This window comes from Methyloprofundus sedimenti (assembly GCF_002072955.1).
Lineage (GTDB): Bacteria > Pseudomonadota > Gammaproteobacteria > Methylococcales > Methylomonadaceae > Methyloprofundus > Methyloprofundus sedimenti.
In genome coordinates this window covers 1004744-1021772 of sequence record NZ_LPUF01000001.1, presented here as the reverse complement: position 1 = coordinate 1021772, position 17029 = coordinate 1004744, and the positions used below count along the sequence as shown (strand labels likewise).

Below are 17029 nucleotides of genomic sequence, written 5' to 3'. Positions count from 1 at the left end.
CAAACCAACAACAAACAAGCTAGCAATTTAAGACGAGAAATCTTTGATTGTCTGTAAGGCGTGGTTTCGGCCCGCCTTTAGCAGACTTTTGAGTTTTGGCGGGCTGAAGCCACGCTCTACAGATTAGAAATACAACACTTAAATTGGCAGCCAACAAAGAGTTATATTGTAAGTTGGGTTAGATTATCAAGCGTAGCACAGATAAAATAACCCGGCATTTCACTCGACTCACTAATTACTATCGAGACCCTTTTTTAAGAGTAGTCCCATGACAATAGCGAACAATTCTCAAAACATACCTTTCAATGAGGCACAACAGGCCTGGCTAGGTGGTTTTTTTGCAGGAATGCACTCCCATATCATACAAAGCGCAGGCTCTGGCGATAACGCTAATGCGCGTAGTATTTGCATTTTATATGGATCACAAACCGGAAATTCTGAATCAGTGGCTCACGATGCCGCACAACTAGCTAAAGCACATGGTTTAAACCCCGGTATTTTAAGCATGGATGAAATCGAAGCTGACACTTTTATCGGTCTCGAATATCTATTGATTATCACCAGTACCTACGGTGAAGGCGAAATGCCTGATAACGCACAAATGCTATGGGAAACAATCAGCTCTGACGATAGCATTGACCTGACAAATATGAACTATTCAGTCCTTGCTTTAGGCGATACCAGTTATGACATGTTTTGCCAAGCGGGTAAAGATTGGGATCAGCGTTTAGAAAAACTGGGTGCCAAGCGCCTGTACGACCGCATTGATTGTGATGTCGATTTTGATGAAGCCGCCGAAAACTGGATTGGCAATGTTATCCCGCTAATGGCCGATGGCGCTGCGACAATAACAGTTGATAGTAACAGCATACCGGCTACAGCAAAATATGGGCGAAAAAATCCCTTCCCAGGAAAATTAGTTGCCAATCGTTTATTGACCAGTCCGGATTCATCCAAAGAAATTCGCCATTATGAAATTTCGATCGCAGACTCCGGATTAAGTTATGAAGCGGGGGATGCGTTGAACGTTGTGCCTGTAAACTGTCCTGAATTAGTCGCTGACATCATTAAAGCGATTGGCTGTAGCGGTGACGAAGAAGAGCCCGTAAGTGGCGTCTTAATGCCTCTATCGGAAGCATTACGTGAACATTTCGAAATCAAGTTACCAAGCAAAGAATTATTGAATGAAATTGCCAAACGTTCAGGCGATCAGGAACTGAATAATTTATTAGCCACAGATGACAAAGACCAGCTCACTAAATATCTTTGGGGGCGTGATACTTTAGATTTATTATTACAATTCCCGGCAATGCAATTCTCGGCAGCAGAATTTCTGGCGTTATTAAAACCATTACAGCATAGAGCTTACTCCATCTCGTCTAGTGGCAAAGCAAACCCTGAAACAGTGCATTTAACCATCAGTAGCGTGCGCTATAACAGCTTCAACCGTGAACATAAAGGCGTCTGCTCAACCTATCTTGCTGACATAGCGGATGATAATTCAGCCGTACGTTGTTTCTTTAGCCCGAATAAAGTGTTTCGTGTTCCTGAAGACAATGATTTACCTATGATTATGGTCGGACCGGGTACTGGAGTCGCACCTTTCCGTGCATTCTTGCAAGAGCGTGAATTTAGAAAAGCAAAAGGACTTAACTGGTTATTTTTTGGCGATCGCAATGCAGATAAAGATTTTATCTATCGAGATGAAATCGAAGCTATGCAATTACATGGCGTACTAAACAGACTAGACCTAGCCTTCTCTCGTGATCAGGAAGAAAAAATCTACGTTCAGGATCGCATGCGTGAAAAAGGAGCCGAACTATTTGCCTTACTCGAACAAGGAGGCTATTTCTTTGTCTGTGGTGATGCATACCGTATGGCCAAGGATGTTGATAAAGCATTGCATGATGTCATTGCCATTCATGGTGATCTGTCTGAAGAACAAGCGGCAGAATACGTTAATCAAATGAAAAAAGATAAACGCTATGTACGAGATGTTTATTAAAAACTATAGTTTTCAATATACCTAAACCAGGGGAACGGGTGGGAAACTTGTCAATTAGTAGATAAGTTTCCCATACCTGCAGATAACGCAAATCGGGCTCGCCAGCTTTGCGCTGCAACGCTACCTGTACTTCAATAAGATGCAAGAAATATTTTCTGCACATAGCTAAAGAACGCGCATGAAGTAACTTCGACACAATGGGGCGCGGATCTTTAGTCCGCCTTTTACAATGCAGGCTAAAGACCTGCGCCCCATTTTAAGATGCATATCTTATTTCGTGCACGCTCCTAAGCTAAATCAAGGCGTATCGGGTCAGAGGGAGCCGCAGCTCCCGCGTCTGCCCACAGAACCGTGCGTACGGGTCTGTACACGGCTCCTCACGCAAGACGTATCCATTGAGAAACTTCAAACCAATGCTCTAACTTTCGGTCGGATCGTATTTCCTGCCCTTTCAGATTTATAAACCAACTGTTCGGATAAGCCCTCGTCACTGCTCGCGCATTGGAGAGTTGCCACCGTTTGTTGTTTGAAAAGACGGCTTTTGATGCTTGTTTTCGTGGTACGCCCCGTTTGACCAGTTTTCGATATAGATGCTGTTTTCTCTTTTGTTGATCGACTATTCGTGATCGTAGTCGTCGCCTGATATGGGCTTCGATTTTATTCAATTGTGAGGGGTAGTAAGTCAAACTGTAGTAATTTGACCAGCCCACATACCATTGATTGATCTCGTCCAGTGATGTATCCAGAGTCTGATGTGTACCTCGCGGTGTCAGTTCTTCGATTTCACTCATGGCTGTTTGCAGGGCTTTATGCGCAATGGCAATTGTCCCCTTAACCACGGTAAAACCTAAAAACTTTACCGCATCGGATTTAGCCACCTGGCTTTTCTCCTGATTCACTTTCAGTTTCAGCTTCTTTTCGATGAATTGGCTGACTTTTTCCATCACTCGATCTGCCGCTTTTTGCGATTTTACGAAGATATTACAGTCGTCCGCGTACCTGCAAAATTCCAGTCCACGTTTTTCCAATTCCTGATCCAGTTCATCCAGAACGATATTGCTCAGCAAGGGACTGAGTGAGCCCCCTTGCATTGCGCCTTCCTTGCTGGGGTTGACGATGCCATTGATCATGACGCCGCTACGCAACATGTTTCCGACTAGGCGAAGTATCCGTTTGTCGGATATTTTCTCGCCCATTCGGGCTATCAGCCTGTCGTGATGGATTCTATCAAAAAACTTGGATAGATCTATATCCACCACGTAGGGCTTGCCACTGTTCACTATCTGTTGTGCCGCTTGTACCGCTTCGTGCTGGCTTCGCCCTGGGCGAAATCCATAGCTGTGCGGTGAAAAATGCGGATCAAAGACCGGTTCCAGCAGTAGCTTTAATGTTGTTTGTACCACTCGATCCCGTACCGTCGGTATGCCGAGTAGTCGTACACCTTTGCCTCCCGGCTTGGCTATTTCTACTCGACGGACTGGCGAGGGTTGATAAGTCCAGTTTGCGAGTTCCTCTTGCAACTGACTTAGCTCTTCGTCTAAACGAGTTTCAAAGTCTGCAATGGTTATTCCGTCTATGCCGGGTTTACCTTTGTTTTTCTTTACCTGTTTAAAAGCGACGCCCAAGTATAAGGTTGAGCATAACTGGTCGAAAAGTCTGGGTTCCTCTATTAATAGGTCGTGTTCGTTCATTTCACTTTTTTTTCTTTCTTTTGCAATGGGCTTTCTTCAATCTCGCACAACCGATTCGTTCACTGTTTACGACGCGAATAGAGGGTTGTTCCTGTTAGGCTGATCTCAGTCCATCAGTTTATAATCAACGGCCATGGCCGCTTACGTGTTCCGCCCTTCACCTCCAACGTCCTGTTGCTGATTTGATGTTTTACCCTCCTTCATGTCACCATGAATTCATCGGCACCAAACTTTACGATTACTATGGCTTCATCTGAAAACCCTCGGTTCATAACGTCTACATTACTGTAGCGCTTAGGGCTTAAGGAGTCGCAGTTACTCCGACCCAAAGCCGACGGCTCTTCACTGGGTAAGATAGTCAACTATCTCTCGATCTACCTACCTTCAATACAACAACACGTTACGGTGAGAATATTGGACTTCGGTGGTCGCGGGCACCTTATCCCCTTGTTGCCGCCTTACGAAGGTTCACTTTCGTTTAGGTGATCGATTTGGCTAGAGCTTCCTTCAGATTCCGCATTGGCTCCCAATAACCGTGTTTCCCTGTTGGGTAGCTACCGGGAGTTTCTTTGGACACCCTTGCTTTCGCCTACTTTTTCCCTTCTCACAGGGCAAAGGCTGGACTTCCACCAGCTAGCTGACTATCATGCCAGTCACACCACAACCAACCCATGCTTTTATAGCAGATCAAGCGGACCAGCAACACCCGAAATATCTTTTTCCATAACATGAGTATAAATTTCAGTCGTTTTCACATCCACATACCCCATGAGCTCCTGTACAATCCGGATATTCACCCCATTTTCCAGCATATGCGTTGCAAATGAATGGCGTAATGTATGGCAAGTCGCACGTTTTGTAATACCCGCGCGATCAACCGCTATTTTCACCGCTTTCTGCAGACCTGACTCAAGCACATGAGGTCTGCTCTGTACACCAGAACGGCGGCGGGGGTCTTTGCTCAATTTTTTAGGCGGAAACACATACTGCCAGCGGAATTCCTGGGAGGCATATGGATATTTTCGTGCAAGAGCGTCAGGAATATAGACTCGAGCAAATCCTTGCAACATATCCTCATAATGTATTTTTTTAACGTTCTCAACCCGAAACTGTAAATCTTCCCGAACAGATTTTGGCAATACCACCAGCCTGTCTTTCCCGCCTTTAGCATCACGTATATAAACCAGACTCTGCCCAAAATCAAGATCCTGAATGCGCAGACGGATACATTCCATCAGCCGGAGTCCACACCCGTAAAAATTTTAGCCATCAAAAGATGATCTCCTTTCATCCATGAAAAAACTTGTTGAACTTCGTACTTGGTCAAAACAACCGGAGGTCTACTCTGTCGTTTCGCCCTGACATGCCCGATATCCTCTGCCACAGGTAAATCAAGAATTTTAATATAAAGGAACACAATAGCATTGAATGCCTGTCGCTGAGTCGATGCAGAAACCTTTCGTTCTGGCGCAAGGTGACTTAAAAAAGACTCAATCTCCAGTTTCCCTATTTCTCGGGGATGCTTCTGGCAACCATGAAATTTAATATACCGGGTAATCCAGTCGCAATAAGTCTGCTCGGTTCGATATTGATAGTGGTGATAGCGCATGACCTCACGCACTTTCTCGATAAGTTTTAGATCGGGATTCGGCCTGAATTTATTATGCATATCCATAAGGAAAACCTAACTAAGGTAGCTTAAAAAAATCTATTGATACTTTCCAAGTTATTGTCAATATCATCACAATATATAGAAAATAATGCACCAACGCCTCACCTCCATTACTTGAATAAAGAAACTCAAAATAAATAATACTTATTTATATTCAATACAATAGGCCATCATTAAACTGTATTCTACTTTTTATGACGACGACCCAATACCGAAAAATATTTTCCACCTGTCAGTATTATGTTTGTCTTGCTTTCCACTATAATGGTCGCTACTATGGATAAAATGGAAAATTAAAGAAAATATTTCCATGTTACCTAATTTAATATCACAACACATGGAAATTTTTGCATTGTATATATGGACTAGATGGAGTTTTTTCCACTTATTAACAATGTTAGATTTTTGTATGGAAGGAGCCGAATATAGTGTCTGTAGTCGAATATTATTTATATCTAGCAAAGTTTATTAAATCTACACAAAGCGATTTATTTTTACCAAATATTTCTACATCGCAGCTGTTTATAAAAACGTTGAATGAAAAGCCCGAGATTGAACTCAAGCAAGATCACATTTGGCATATCGGAAATATTGAATATTTTGATGAAATGACTGGTGTATTTGCAGTTGGACGTACTACAAAAACAACAGTTGAACGGTTTGATCCTGAAACAGGTAATTTTGTTGATTTGATTGATGATTCTGGACCATATACCCATGTATTATTTGACTGTACCATCGGACTTTTAGGTATAGCTAAAAAGACAAAAGTAGCTCCAGATGTCAGATCAATAGCAAGGAAAATTACTAAATTATTTGAAAATACAAACATAATAAAAGAGCATGGAATTGAGGTTAGAGTAGATATGATTCCTGACCCAGATGGATTTATAAAAAAACTTCAGTCAGCATACTCAATCAAACGATTTAAGGCATCTTTTACTGGCCCTAATCCTGTTGATGCTGATGAATTATTTCAAAAGCCTCTATCAGTGTATTGTAAGGAAATAAATGGTGACTACGGTAACGTAGAGGTAGTTGGTGAATACCTAAATGAAGACAATATCGAAGCTGTTGCAAAATCAACTGCTGCAACTGGGAATACAGCCTCAGCAAGAATACAACCAAACCAACAAAAAAATATACCAATATTAAACTTAAGGGCGATGCGGTAATAATTCCAGTGGACTCAGAGCAGCGAAGAGTTGAGGTTTTAAAGGAATTGCAGGAAGCCTATTATAAGGTGAGGGGATGATTGAAGAGGTAACTATTGAAAGCATTGATGAGTTAATACGAAAACTCAATGAACTTCCAAATCATTTTGTTTATAGAGGTCATTCAAGTGCTGAGTGGAAATTACAGTCTACGTTAGAACGTGTTATTGGCACTAAATGGAGTTCAGAAAATGCCCGCAAATTTGAAGATCATTCACATAAAGCGTTTCGTTCAAAATACCATATTTATAACCAAACTGAGCATACACCGAAATCAAAACTTTCTTGGCTGTCTGTAATGCAACATTACGGTGTTCCAACAAGATTGCTTGATTTTACTGAAAGCCCTTATGTCGCTTTATATTTTGCTTTAGAGACGTATGATCCACTATCAAATGAAGATTTTGCAATCTATGCTTTGGATTATTCTTCGGTAATGGAAAGCTCTTTAAATTTTATCAAAAATCGAGATTCTAAATTTTCTGAATCTAGAGCCTCAATCCATGGGAAACAAGATGAAATTTTTGATGAAGTGGTTGACCGCTTTGCATACGATATTTTATGGGTCACTGAACCATTAGAGCAAAATGCACGTATGGATAGGCAATTTGGTACATTTTTAATATCAGGAAATAGAGAAAAAACTATTGAATCAATAATAAATTCTGGAATATATGATAAGTGTAAAATGTACAAATTTATTGTCAGATACCCCCTATATCAAAATGTCTATACGTTATTACGAAAGGTTGGTATTAATGCAAGATCAATTTATGGAGATCTCACTGGCTTGGGTAAAGCAATTAAAATGGAGTTACAAGTATATACAATCTGACGAGCAAGGTTAGATTGTGATCGCGAAGCGAGCCACAATCTAACCGTTTGTTGGACATGCCTGGCACGATAGCAGGAAGTCTGTAACTACGATATATGAAAATAGCTTTTTGTGGATCAGCCCGATTGATTAACCACGCCTCTGTTTTTACCCGTTAACTGAACTTTAAAGGTTGTCCATTGTAGTCAACGGTCAACAACAAGTATCGGAGCGATTTTTAGCCTTAATCCCCGGTTTTTTGACCAAGCAACTCCCTCAGCATCTAATTTGCTGCTGAACGAAAGGGTTAGTTCCCGAATTGCGAATTAGTAAAACAACCTCGCGGAGTTGCAATTGCCGTCGGCTAGTCGTTATACTTATTCAAAATAAATGAATAAGGTATAAATCAATTAGAGAGAAGACTATGTCAGAGTTTGTTGTAATAACCGATGCTCCTTTTACAATACAAAGGGGTTCAGATATCGACAAGGATTTCGATTTTAATTTACGTGCCCCAGATGTCAGTATGTGTTCAGTGCTCATGTTTCGGCTGAATACTTTTGAAACGGAGACTGGACTAGTAGTACTCACAGTAAAAATAAATGGTCAAGGGGTTATGACCCAACACCCAGATCAACTGTTCGGTGGTGATCAACACCGAACCCTTCATGAGGTTGTTGCCCCTGGAATTCTAAGGCCAGGTGAAAACAATATTGAGTTCTCAGTAAGCACCAATACCCCAGGATTGGCTAGGATCTCAGATGTTGTGTTGTTGTGGCAGCAGGCAAGAGGCTTTCTGTTTCCACGGTTTTTGTTTGGTCATTAAATGAGAAAACACGGGGTCTTATAATCATGCATATATCGACTTAAGTTGGCTGGTCACTTGATGATTGGTAAATACAAGCTGTTTATTCTAAGGACTAAAAGTTTGCTAGAAACCGACAAATACTTGATTGCAAGACCTAACCCCCGTCTTTTTTCCGTCGGGGTTTAGGAATAAGCAAAGCTCACAAGCACCACCTTATCACACGGCCTTCAGACCTTTCCCCAGTATGAATATCGGGTTCTCGTCTTCAGCTGACTTCTACCCTGTTAACGCGCACCTGCGCAGGCTCTGCTTCACCGCCTCTGTTAAGTAACTTAGGCAGACAGATTTCCCCGGGTAAGAATATAATCTTTCTCTGCATAACCACAGCATTTACCATTTCACAGTGATCCAGGCGGGCTCCGTCAATTTTGCTGACTCGCCCTGCGGTTCGGCCTTACTATGCTGTTTTTGTCCAGTGGCTCACAGATTTGCACTTAGGCTTCTTTCAGATGGTTGGTCGCCCTTCCATCCTTGCCATCGGCTAGTACTTTTTAGAATTATCATTTAGAATAAATCTCTGGATAATGTACAGGGGACTTACACCCCCATAAGATCATGCCCATGCCGGGCGCACACAATCCAATAAACCTGACCGGGTAATTGTCAGCGGCGCTAACGCGGTCTAAAATGGTGGCCCGGCAGGTTATCGGGGCCGTTAGCACTACAAAGAGGGAGGCGCAGTCATGCAAATAAATTTTGAGTGTAAAAAATGTAATGGAATATTCGATTCTGAAGTTGGAAAAATAAAAATGAATCAACAAACGTTTAGACCCGATTTCGAGAAAGAAATTACGTGCCCTAAGTGTGGAGTTCGTACAATTAATGAAGTTTTTCTGACAGAGTTAGGTCAGTAACTTCTCATTATCCACGGGAAAATATTAAAAAGTTGCTTTACAATATATTCTATGAACTCGCCTAAACCTGAATTACCAGAGATAAACAAAGAAGATCGCACACCGCTAGTCGATGTGTTATTGGAAATGCTTGCCTGGCAACAAAAGCAGATTGATGAGTTAGCACAAGAGATACTCAAGCTTAAAGGCGAAACCACAAAGCCTAAAATCAAACCGAGTACAATGGATAAGGAGGGTGCCCCAGGAAGTGATGACTCCTCATCAAAAAGGAAAAAAGGCCCAAGGCGCAGTAAAAAAGGCAACCTCAAAATAGATGAAACCCAAATTATTCAGCCGGATGAAATCCCAGAGGGTTCACGCTTTAAAGGGTATCAGGATCGTGTTATTCAGGATATTACCTTTCAAACTCATAACATTCGTTATCGTTTAGCAGAATATATAACGCCAGAGGGTCTTACGATTTTAGGTCAGCTTCCCGAAGACATTCAGGGAGGTAGCTTTGGTAAAAGCCTTATTGCCTTTATTCTCTATCAATACCATCACCAACATGTCACACAGCCATTACTACTGGAACAAATTCGTGATTTAGGCGTCGATATTTCGAGCGGTAAGCTCAGTTATATACTAACAGAAGATCTGGACGACTTTCATGCCGAAAAAGATGAATTACTGAAGACGGGATTATCCGTTTCTAAATATATTCATACAGATGATACTGGCGCACGGCATAAAGGGCAAAATGGCTATTGCACACATATTGGCAATGATTTTTTTGCCTGGTTCAGTAGTACAGAAAGTAAAAGCAGAATCAATTTTTTAAACTGTCTATCACAAGGCAAAACAACGCTTTATACATTGAACACAGGTGCCATTGAATACATGGCACAAAATAAGCTGTCTGTTGTAATCTTGGCGACACTGGAAAATATCAGTGTCTGCATTAACACGGCACCTGACGGGTGCGAATGGCTGGATCAGCAAGGCATCGTTAAACCTCGGCACAGAAAAATAGTCACGGAAGGTGCTTTGATGGGAGGGCTGCTAGACCAAGGCATTTCCTCTGACTTTTTCAATTATCAGTGATGATGCAGGGCAGTTTAACGTCTTTGATCATGCCTTGTGCTGGATCCATGCCGAACGAGTGATTAATCGCCTGATTCCTATAAATGACAGCCATACCAAGGCAGTCGATGACGCACGCGACCAGCTTTGGTCGATTTACCATGACCTGAAAGCTTATAAACTTAATCCTGTTACCGAACAGTATCAGGCAGCGCTTTCAAATCCTATGCAGTACCAAAACCTGTTACGAAACGCTTAACCAGGCTCTCGGGCGAATGGGGAAAAATCAACATGAACTCCTCCGTGTACTCGACAAACCCTACCTCCCACTTCATAACAATTTAAGCGAACGGGATATAAGGGATTACGTCAAGAAACGAAAAATCAGCGGGAGTACACGAAGTGATGCAGGGCGGAAAGCCCGTGATACTTTTGCCAGTCTCAAGAAGACCTGCCGAAAGCACGGCATGTCATTTTGGGGTTATTTAAAAAGTCGCTTACTGAAGTTAGAAGGGATTCCTCCGTTATCGGAAGTCATTCGTGCGGCCGCTGCCAGTGTATAATGAGAGGTTACTTAGGTCAGTCTCAAATGAGTGAAGTCATGATGAATATTTAAACCAGGCGTATTATTCATGGCCAAAATTAAGAAGAAACTCACAACGACACAAAAACGAGCCCGTAAAGCTGCAAAAGCAGAACGTCAAAAAAAATATGAGTGGGTTTTCATGAATGGCAAACAAGTTAAAATAAAGCGATACCCTACAATTGATGGTATAGATGTAGATGAGTTTATTGAAAATAATGCTGACCCCATTTGGTTACATCAAAACGGAATGTGGGAACATATCGATATTGATGAAAAACAACTATCTTGCAAAGAAGATAATGAAGAAATACCATCTAAAATTACGCGAATTCAAGCAATTAATGCAACACCCTGTGATTTATTTATATCAACCCCCGTTATTTGGCAAAATACTTCCCATGGATTTCTGTAATTTAACCCTTTTCTTGGACGATGATTAAGTGCTGTAATTGCACTATCAACCTCATCTTGAGTTACCTTATCCAAAGGTTCTTTTTTAGGGAAGTATTGCCTTAATAAGCCATTGTGGTTTTCATTTAAACCTCGTTGCCACGAATGATACGGTTTGGCAAAATAAGTGCCGCAGTCGAGTGTTTTTGCAATGGCTTCATGCCCACAAAACTCACGTCCATTATCAAAGGTAATCGTGTGAACCCAACGTTTAAAAGGCTCAAGAGCATTGATAATCGCCTCTTTCGTTAATTCAGATTCTTTACGCTCAATTGAGATGGCGAAGTTGAGCTTTGAGACCCGTTCAGTCAGCGTCACCAATACGCCTTTATGTCCTTTACCGATAACAGTATCTGCTTCCCAATCACCTAAACGCGTTTTATCATCAACCACTTTTGGTCGCTCATCAATATCAACACGGCTGGGTATCGTTCCGCGATAATCATTTTTTCCATATCGCTTACGATAAGGTTTGGCTTGATGCCTCAAATAAGTATACAAATCGCCACCGGCTGCTTTGTTAGCTAAAATATAACGGTAAATAGTCTCATGACTGACGGAGTCCTTACCTTGTTGTTTTAAGCGTCCTGAAATACAGTCAGGACTCCATTTCTCTTTGATTAAAGGCGTTATTATCTGTTGTAACTCAGCCGTCATCTTGATGTTTTTGGGCTTATCAATATGGCGTTGTTTAGCTATTCTCTCAGCTTGCTTGTAACGATAACCACACTGACCTGTATTACGCGTAATTTCACGTCCAATAGTCGATTTATGACGCCCCAATGTGATGGCTATTTGATTCTTAGAAACGCCTTGTTTTAGTTGCGTATAAATGTAAAATCTTTCCTCTTGGGTTAGATGGTTAAACGTGTTCATTGAGCACCTCTTTTTAGTTTCAGGTTTTAGTCGACGGAAACTATACCATCTAACCCTTTAAAGAGGTGTTGCAGTTATTATATGAATTCGGGTTATACTGTCTGTCGTGAAGTTACATACTAACTATGTGATCGCATAGCAAGCCACAATCTGAACCGTTTGCGGGACAAGCCCGATGCTGAAACTACTAAGGATGTTTGAAATATACGCTATGAAAATAGCTTTTTACTGATACGCCCGATTGATTCAACAGGCGTCTGTTTTTGAAAAAAAGAATAACAGGCTCAAATCCAAAATTGCGAATTAGCCAGACAAAAAAATCAAGCGGCATATCCAAAAAAACTGGGGTTAGATCTTGCATTCAAGTAAAATGAAGGATTGCATGTACGACCTGAACCATTTTTTACCGGTGCAAGTATTATGGTTATTGAACTACTTGAACCCCTTATGATTGCTCTTTTTTATGGTGCCAATATTTATATTCTGGTCTACGCTAATAGCTGTCACCATGATTACATTATCAATCTTATACTTTATTGATGGACACTGGGCAGACTCAACATACGTATCGGGCTTTTTTTAATTATTGCACTGGTGGGGGGGGGGCTATTAACTTTAGTAACCCTTTTCCTGTCTTACTGGCAATTGAGCCATTTAAACTTAGAGCAGATGGGGGCTTTAGGGTTAACTTTATATGTTCAGGAAACTGCCCAATGATAGAGAACCAACGCCAGGTTAAAGAATAACTCTAAATATCAAAATATTTTACTAAACATTCACTATAAACTATTCCAATATGAGCGAACTATCAGATAAATCCAGCAACGTCGTTTGGCACCAATCTACAGTAAGCAGGACACGCCGTGAAGAAAAAAATCAACATAAATCTGTTGTCCTCTGGTTTACCGGTTTATCTGGTTCAGGAAAATCAACACTTGCTCATGCAGTAGAAGATCAACTTTACCAGCTTGGTCTGCATACTTTTGTTCTGGACGGCGACAATGTTCGTCATGGCCTTAATAAAGACCTTGGCTTTAATGACCAGGATCGTAAAGAAAATATTCGCCGCATTAGTGAAGCAGCAAAGCTGATGTTAGAAGCAGGGGTTATTACTCTGACAGCTTTTATATCGCCGTTTAAAGAAGAGCGCGAAATGGCGAGAAGCTTAATGCCACATGGTGACTTTATCGAAATACACTGTTTCTGCCCGTTAGAAGTCTGTGAAACTAGAGATGTTAAAGGTTTATACAAGAGAGCCAGAGATGGTGAAATTAAAGATTTTACGGGTATCTCTTCACCCTATGAAGCACCTGTTAAGCCAGAATTAAAAATTGATACAAACGCTCTATCTCTTGAAGAATCCGCGGCGCAAGTCATCGCATTATTGCGCGAAAGAAACATCTTGCCCGAAAAAAACAACTAATGAATTACGATATCTTTAATGGTGATGCAGATGGTATCTGTGCACTTATACAACTACGTCTTGCCCAGCCAATTGAGTCGACTTTAATTACCGGTATAAAGCGAGATATACAATTACTGAAAAAAATTAATGTCCAGGCAGGCGACCGACTCACTGTTTTAGATATTTCCATGCAAAAAAATATCGCACCGTTAAATGATTTTCTGGCTAGAGGTGCAATAATATTTTATGCTGATCATCACCAGACTGGTGATATTCCACAGCACCCTAATTTAACTGCTTTAATTGATACCAGCTCAGATACTTGTACCAGTTTAATTATCAATAAGCAGCTTGAAAATCAGTTTCCTCTTTGGGCCATTACCGCTGCTTTTGGTGACAATTTGCACGGTAGCGCTAAATATCTTGCCAATACCACTGACATCAGCACACAGGATCTTCAGCTACTGCAAAAGCTTGGTACCTATATTAACTACAATGGTTATGGTAGTTGTCTTGAAGATTTGCACTTTGCCCCAGACAAACTCTATCTTGAAATGGCAAGCTATGCCTCACCACTTGATTTTATAAGCAATAGTCACCTTATCTATCAGCAACTAGAAAATGGTTATTTAGAGGACATGCATCGTGCAGAACAAGTACACCCGGAATATAGCAGCGCAAAAATTGCCGTTTTTATATTACCGGATCACGGCTGGACAAGACGAGTCAGCGGAGTATATAGTAATGATTTAGCAAACCAGTCCCCGGACAGGGCTCATGCTGTGTTAACTTACACTCCGGCGGGTGATTATCAGGTTAGTGTTCGGGCCCCGTTAAACAATAAAACCCATGCGGATGCACTGTGTGCGTCATTTACAACCGGCGGAGGTCGTAGGGCAGCGGCGGGAATTAATCATTTGCCTGTAGCAGAATTAGCTACATTTATTGCGCGATTTGAGCAAACTTATAATCAGGGTTAAAAATAGGTTAACCTGTTAAACCATGTGGAAAATCTTAATGCTGATTGTTACTGGCAAACGCGCATAAATGAAGTGCTTAAGGGTTATGTAGCACATCATCAATACGCTTACATCTCAATAAGATGCTTCTAGGATATACGGATGATCGAGCAGAGATTGAGCCATCCAGCGCAGAGGCCGGCCGTTACATCGATACTGCGATTCGCATTGCTACCAAATCGGGGGGGTGCCTTTAATAGTGCCCCAGGTTGGATCGGTCAGCCGTGCAACCAAACTCTTGGACTTCACCTTGATCAAATAACCATGCCCCCTGATATCAGGCAACTCAAGTAAGTCGCTTACAAAATAACCACTGTCACCTAGAGGAAGAATACGTATTCGATTGGGTAAGTGTGCCAGTAGCTGTTTCGTAAATTCAACCACACCGTTGCTCGTAAAGGCATTGCCTGTCCTGAACCAGGCTTGTGAAATTTCGTTTGTTTCCGTTAGAAAAACAGTTTTGAAAGGGTAAGAACGGGCCATTTCTTTTTGCAATTATAACCTTTAGTGCCTCCTTATTGTCGACCACAAACGGTGTCCACAGTTGATTCGACATCGAGCCATTGGCTGAGCTGAATGCCGGTTTTCGATTTAGTAAACGTAGCCAGTGTTGACCACAGAAGTTATACGTGAGCGCTTCCAATGGGTGGACATGTAACCTCGATTGGGCTATATGGCTATGCGAACTCTGTATATGCCAGGACGCCTATTTAAATTGGCTGAGGGGGTTATGGGTATTCAGGAAAGGGGTTAAATCATTACCACATCGAAGGATTGTTGAAAGAACCTTTGTGTGGCTTTATCGTTATCAGCGATTGAGTAAGTATTACGCAGTATTAACTGACTCAAGCACCGTTTTTATTCACATTGCGATGATAGATTTGATGTTTGCACAACTTGATAGCTGACGTTGGAACTTTTAAAATATATACTGACAACTTTAGGGGAATCATTATCGCAATAAGAATTTTTCTTGCTCCCAGCTTGCACACTATTTTCATATCAATAATCATTTTGTCAGGATTCCCCTTTGTAGAATAATCATCTATTTATGTCGATGTGGTATTTTGTATATTTCTTATACAGAACTCACTGAATGCAAGGTATACTTAGTAGCATTGTAAATTGACACTGTGAAATGTATGCCTGTTGATATTTTAGCTGCCTTAATCCTTACGACCGTTATTCAGTCATTATTTGGCGTTGGTATCCTGCTATTTGGTACACCTTTGCTGCTGTTACTGGGTTATGATTTTAGCTATACACTCTCCGTGTTATTGCCTATTTCTATTGCTATCAATATGCTACAAGTAGTGAAGCATTACAACTATATCAACTTTGATCTGTATAAAAATGTTCTGTTGTACAGCATTCCTTGTATCGTTTTTTTTCTGTTTATTATTACCAACATTAAAGTAAATATTGGCCTGCTGATTGGACTATTTTTAATCTTTGTTGCACTAAAGAATTTCTTTCCGCGTATTGAACAATCTCTAAGAGCAATGATCCGATATGAAAAACTATATTTGATAATCATGGGTATTGTTCATGGTATTACCAATTTAGGTGGCTCTTTGCTAACCGCACTAGTGCATGAACAAGGCCACTCTAAAAATATTACCCGCGTTACTATCGCTATTTGCTATGCGACTTTCGCAGTATTTCAATTACTCACCTTGTATCTTATAGGTTATGAAAGCGGAATGCCTTATACCGATAACATGTTGTTATTACAAATTTCCGTTGTTGTTTTTTTGTTTACTGAAGAATTTATCTACACACAAATTGATAATCAAAAATATACTCAGTTATTTGCATTCTTTCTGGCTTTTTCGGGAGTCTTATTAATAGTCAAATCTTTGAACTTTTAACAACCAAAAATAATAAAACTAAAAGGAACCGTTATGAATAGCTATATTAAACGCATTGCCAATTATTTTCTTATAGGCGTTTTTGCATTTATCCCGATTGTTGTGGTGTTACAAATTGTTTTATTTATGAAAGAGCTTATTTCTGGTACCTTTCAGTTTGTTTATGGTTACTGGGATAATTATTTAATTACCATTTCTATCTTTGTTTTTAGCTTTTATTTGTTTGTTTATGTAGGATATCGTTTAACGATTGTTGAAGGTTCCTGGATCATTCGTTTAATCGATAATATCGTTAACCGCATTCCATTATTAAATTCAATATATCGGGTAATCAAAAAAGTCGTTAATCTGTTTACTGGGCATGGACAAAAACAAGCGCGTGAAGTTGTTTTTACCGAATATCCAAAAGAGGATGTCTGGGTACCTGCTTATGTAACTAACAGGGTCGAGGATATGTATATTCTGTTTATTCCGACTTCACCTAATCCTACATCAGGCTTTACTGTGATTGTGCATGAATCCAAAATTGTTAAATCAAAAATGAATATTGAAGAGGCCACCAGTTTTATTATTAGTGTCGGAGTTGATTTCAACCATATTGATAATTTACACCCCCTAAAACCAAAATAATATTTTTTAATC

General features: G+C 40.7%; 17 protein-coding genes. 12 read left to right on the top strand and 5 right to left on the bottom strand.

Annotated features, from left to right (window positions below; all coding sequences use genetic code 11):
- Positions 1-268 precede the first annotated feature (268 nt).
- Entirely contained in the window at positions 269-2005 is a 1737-nt protein-coding gene (locus tag AU255_RS04540) for a diflavin oxidoreductase (RefSeq protein ID WP_080521773.1), read from the top strand.
- A gap of 377 nt (positions 2006-2382) precedes the next feature.
- On the opposite strand, the gene ltrA is transcribed toward AU255_RS04540, so the two are convergent.
- From ltrA to AU255_RS20650, 3 genes are all read right to left on the bottom strand, one after another.
- Positions 2383-3696 (bottom strand): group II intron reverse transcriptase/maturase, encoded by a 1314-nt coding sequence (gene ltrA, locus AU255_RS04535; RefSeq protein ID WP_080521772.1) that lies wholly within the window; start codon positions 3694-3696, stop codon positions 2383-2385.
- A gap of 677 nt (positions 3697-4373) precedes the next feature.
- Entirely contained in the window at positions 4374-4931 is a 558-nt protein-coding gene (locus tag AU255_RS20655; RefSeq protein WP_233144550.1) for a tyrosine-type recombinase/integrase, read from the bottom strand.
- Positions 4931-5371 (bottom strand): phage integrase N-terminal SAM-like domain-containing protein, encoded by a 441-nt coding sequence (locus tag AU255_RS20650; RefSeq protein WP_233144549.1) that lies wholly within the window; start codon positions 5369-5371, stop codon positions 4931-4933. Before AU255_RS20650 ends, AU255_RS20655 begins: the two co-directional genes overlap by 1 nt.
- Before the next feature lie 425 nt (positions 5372-5796).
- Here AU255_RS20650 and AU255_RS04525 point away from each other — a divergent pair, with 425 nt between their 5' ends.
- From AU255_RS04525 to AU255_RS20250, 7 genes are all read left to right on the top strand, one after another.
- Positions 5797-6543, top strand: coding sequence for a hypothetical protein (locus AU255_RS04525; protein ID WP_198942536.1), 747 nt, complete (start codon positions 5797-5799; stop codon positions 6541-6543).
- 76 nt (positions 6544-6619) lie between these two features.
- A complete protein-coding gene (locus tag AU255_RS04520) occupies positions 6620-7417 on the top strand; it encodes an FRG domain-containing protein (RefSeq protein WP_080521771.1) in 798 nt (265 codons plus the stop codon).
- A gap of 403 nt (positions 7418-7820) precedes the next feature.
- On the top strand, positions 7821-8222 hold the full coding sequence (locus AU255_RS04515; protein WP_080521770.1) for a hypothetical protein: 402 nt from the start codon (positions 7821-7823) through the stop codon (positions 8220-8222).
- Positions 8223-9169: 947 nt separating this feature from the next.
- On the top strand, positions 9170-10201 hold the full coding sequence (locus tag AU255_RS04510; protein WP_198942535.1) for a transposase: 1032 nt from the start codon (positions 9170-9172) through the stop codon (positions 10199-10201).
- 34 nt (positions 10202-10235) lie between these two features.
- Positions 10236-10439, top strand: coding sequence for a hypothetical protein (locus AU255_RS20260; RefSeq protein WP_198942534.1), 204 nt, complete (start codon positions 10236-10238; stop codon positions 10437-10439).
- 16 nt (positions 10440-10455) lie between these two features.
- Positions 10456-10743 carry an IS66 family transposase gene (locus AU255_RS20255; RefSeq protein WP_198942533.1) on the top strand — a complete coding sequence of 96 codons (288 nt, stop codon included), beginning with the start codon at positions 10456-10458 and terminating at the stop codon, positions 10741-10743.
- 69 nt (positions 10744-10812) lie between these two features.
- Complete coding sequence (locus AU255_RS20250) at positions 10813-11178, top strand: hypothetical protein (protein WP_198942532.1); 366 nt, start codon at positions 10813-10815, stop codon at positions 11176-11178.
- Here the strand turns inward: AU255_RS20250 and AU255_RS04500 are convergent.
- A complete protein-coding gene (locus AU255_RS04500; protein WP_080521769.1) occupies positions 11097-12092 on the bottom strand; it encodes an IS30 family transposase in 996 nt (331 codons plus the stop codon). The two genes, AU255_RS20250 and AU255_RS04500, sit on opposite strands and share 82 nt — an antisense overlap.
- 796 nt (positions 12093-12888) lie before the next feature.
- Here AU255_RS04500 and cysC point away from each other — a divergent pair.
- A complete protein-coding gene (gene cysC, locus AU255_RS04495) occupies positions 12889-13515 on the top strand; it encodes an adenylyl-sulfate kinase (RefSeq protein WP_080521768.1) in 627 nt (208 codons plus the stop codon).
- Complete coding sequence (locus AU255_RS04490) at positions 13515-14477, top strand: DHH family phosphoesterase (protein WP_080521767.1); 963 nt, start codon at positions 13515-13517, stop codon at positions 14475-14477. The genes cysC and AU255_RS04490 overlap by 1 nt, the downstream gene beginning before the upstream one ends.
- A 210-nt stretch (positions 14478-14687) precedes the next feature.
- Here AU255_RS04490 and AU255_RS04485 read toward each other — a convergent pair whose 3' ends face one another.
- A complete protein-coding gene (locus tag AU255_RS04485) occupies positions 14688-14999 on the bottom strand; it encodes a hypothetical protein (protein WP_080521766.1) in 312 nt (103 codons plus the stop codon).
- Between the two features lie 659 nt (positions 15000-15658).
- On the opposite strand from AU255_RS04485, the gene AU255_RS04475 reads away from it, so the two are divergent.
- Both AU255_RS04475 and AU255_RS04470 read left to right on the top strand, forming a co-directional pair.
- The gene (locus AU255_RS04475; RefSeq protein ID WP_080521764.1) at positions 15659-16387 is read left to right on the top strand and encodes a TSUP family transporter; all 729 of its coding nucleotides are present in this window, start codon (positions 15659-15661) and stop codon (positions 16385-16387) included.
- A 33-nt stretch (positions 16388-16420) separates the two neighbouring features.
- A complete protein-coding gene (locus AU255_RS04470; protein WP_080521763.1) occupies positions 16421-17017 on the top strand; it encodes a DUF502 domain-containing protein in 597 nt (198 codons plus the stop codon).
- The last annotated feature ends 12 nt before the right edge of the window (positions 17018-17029 follow it).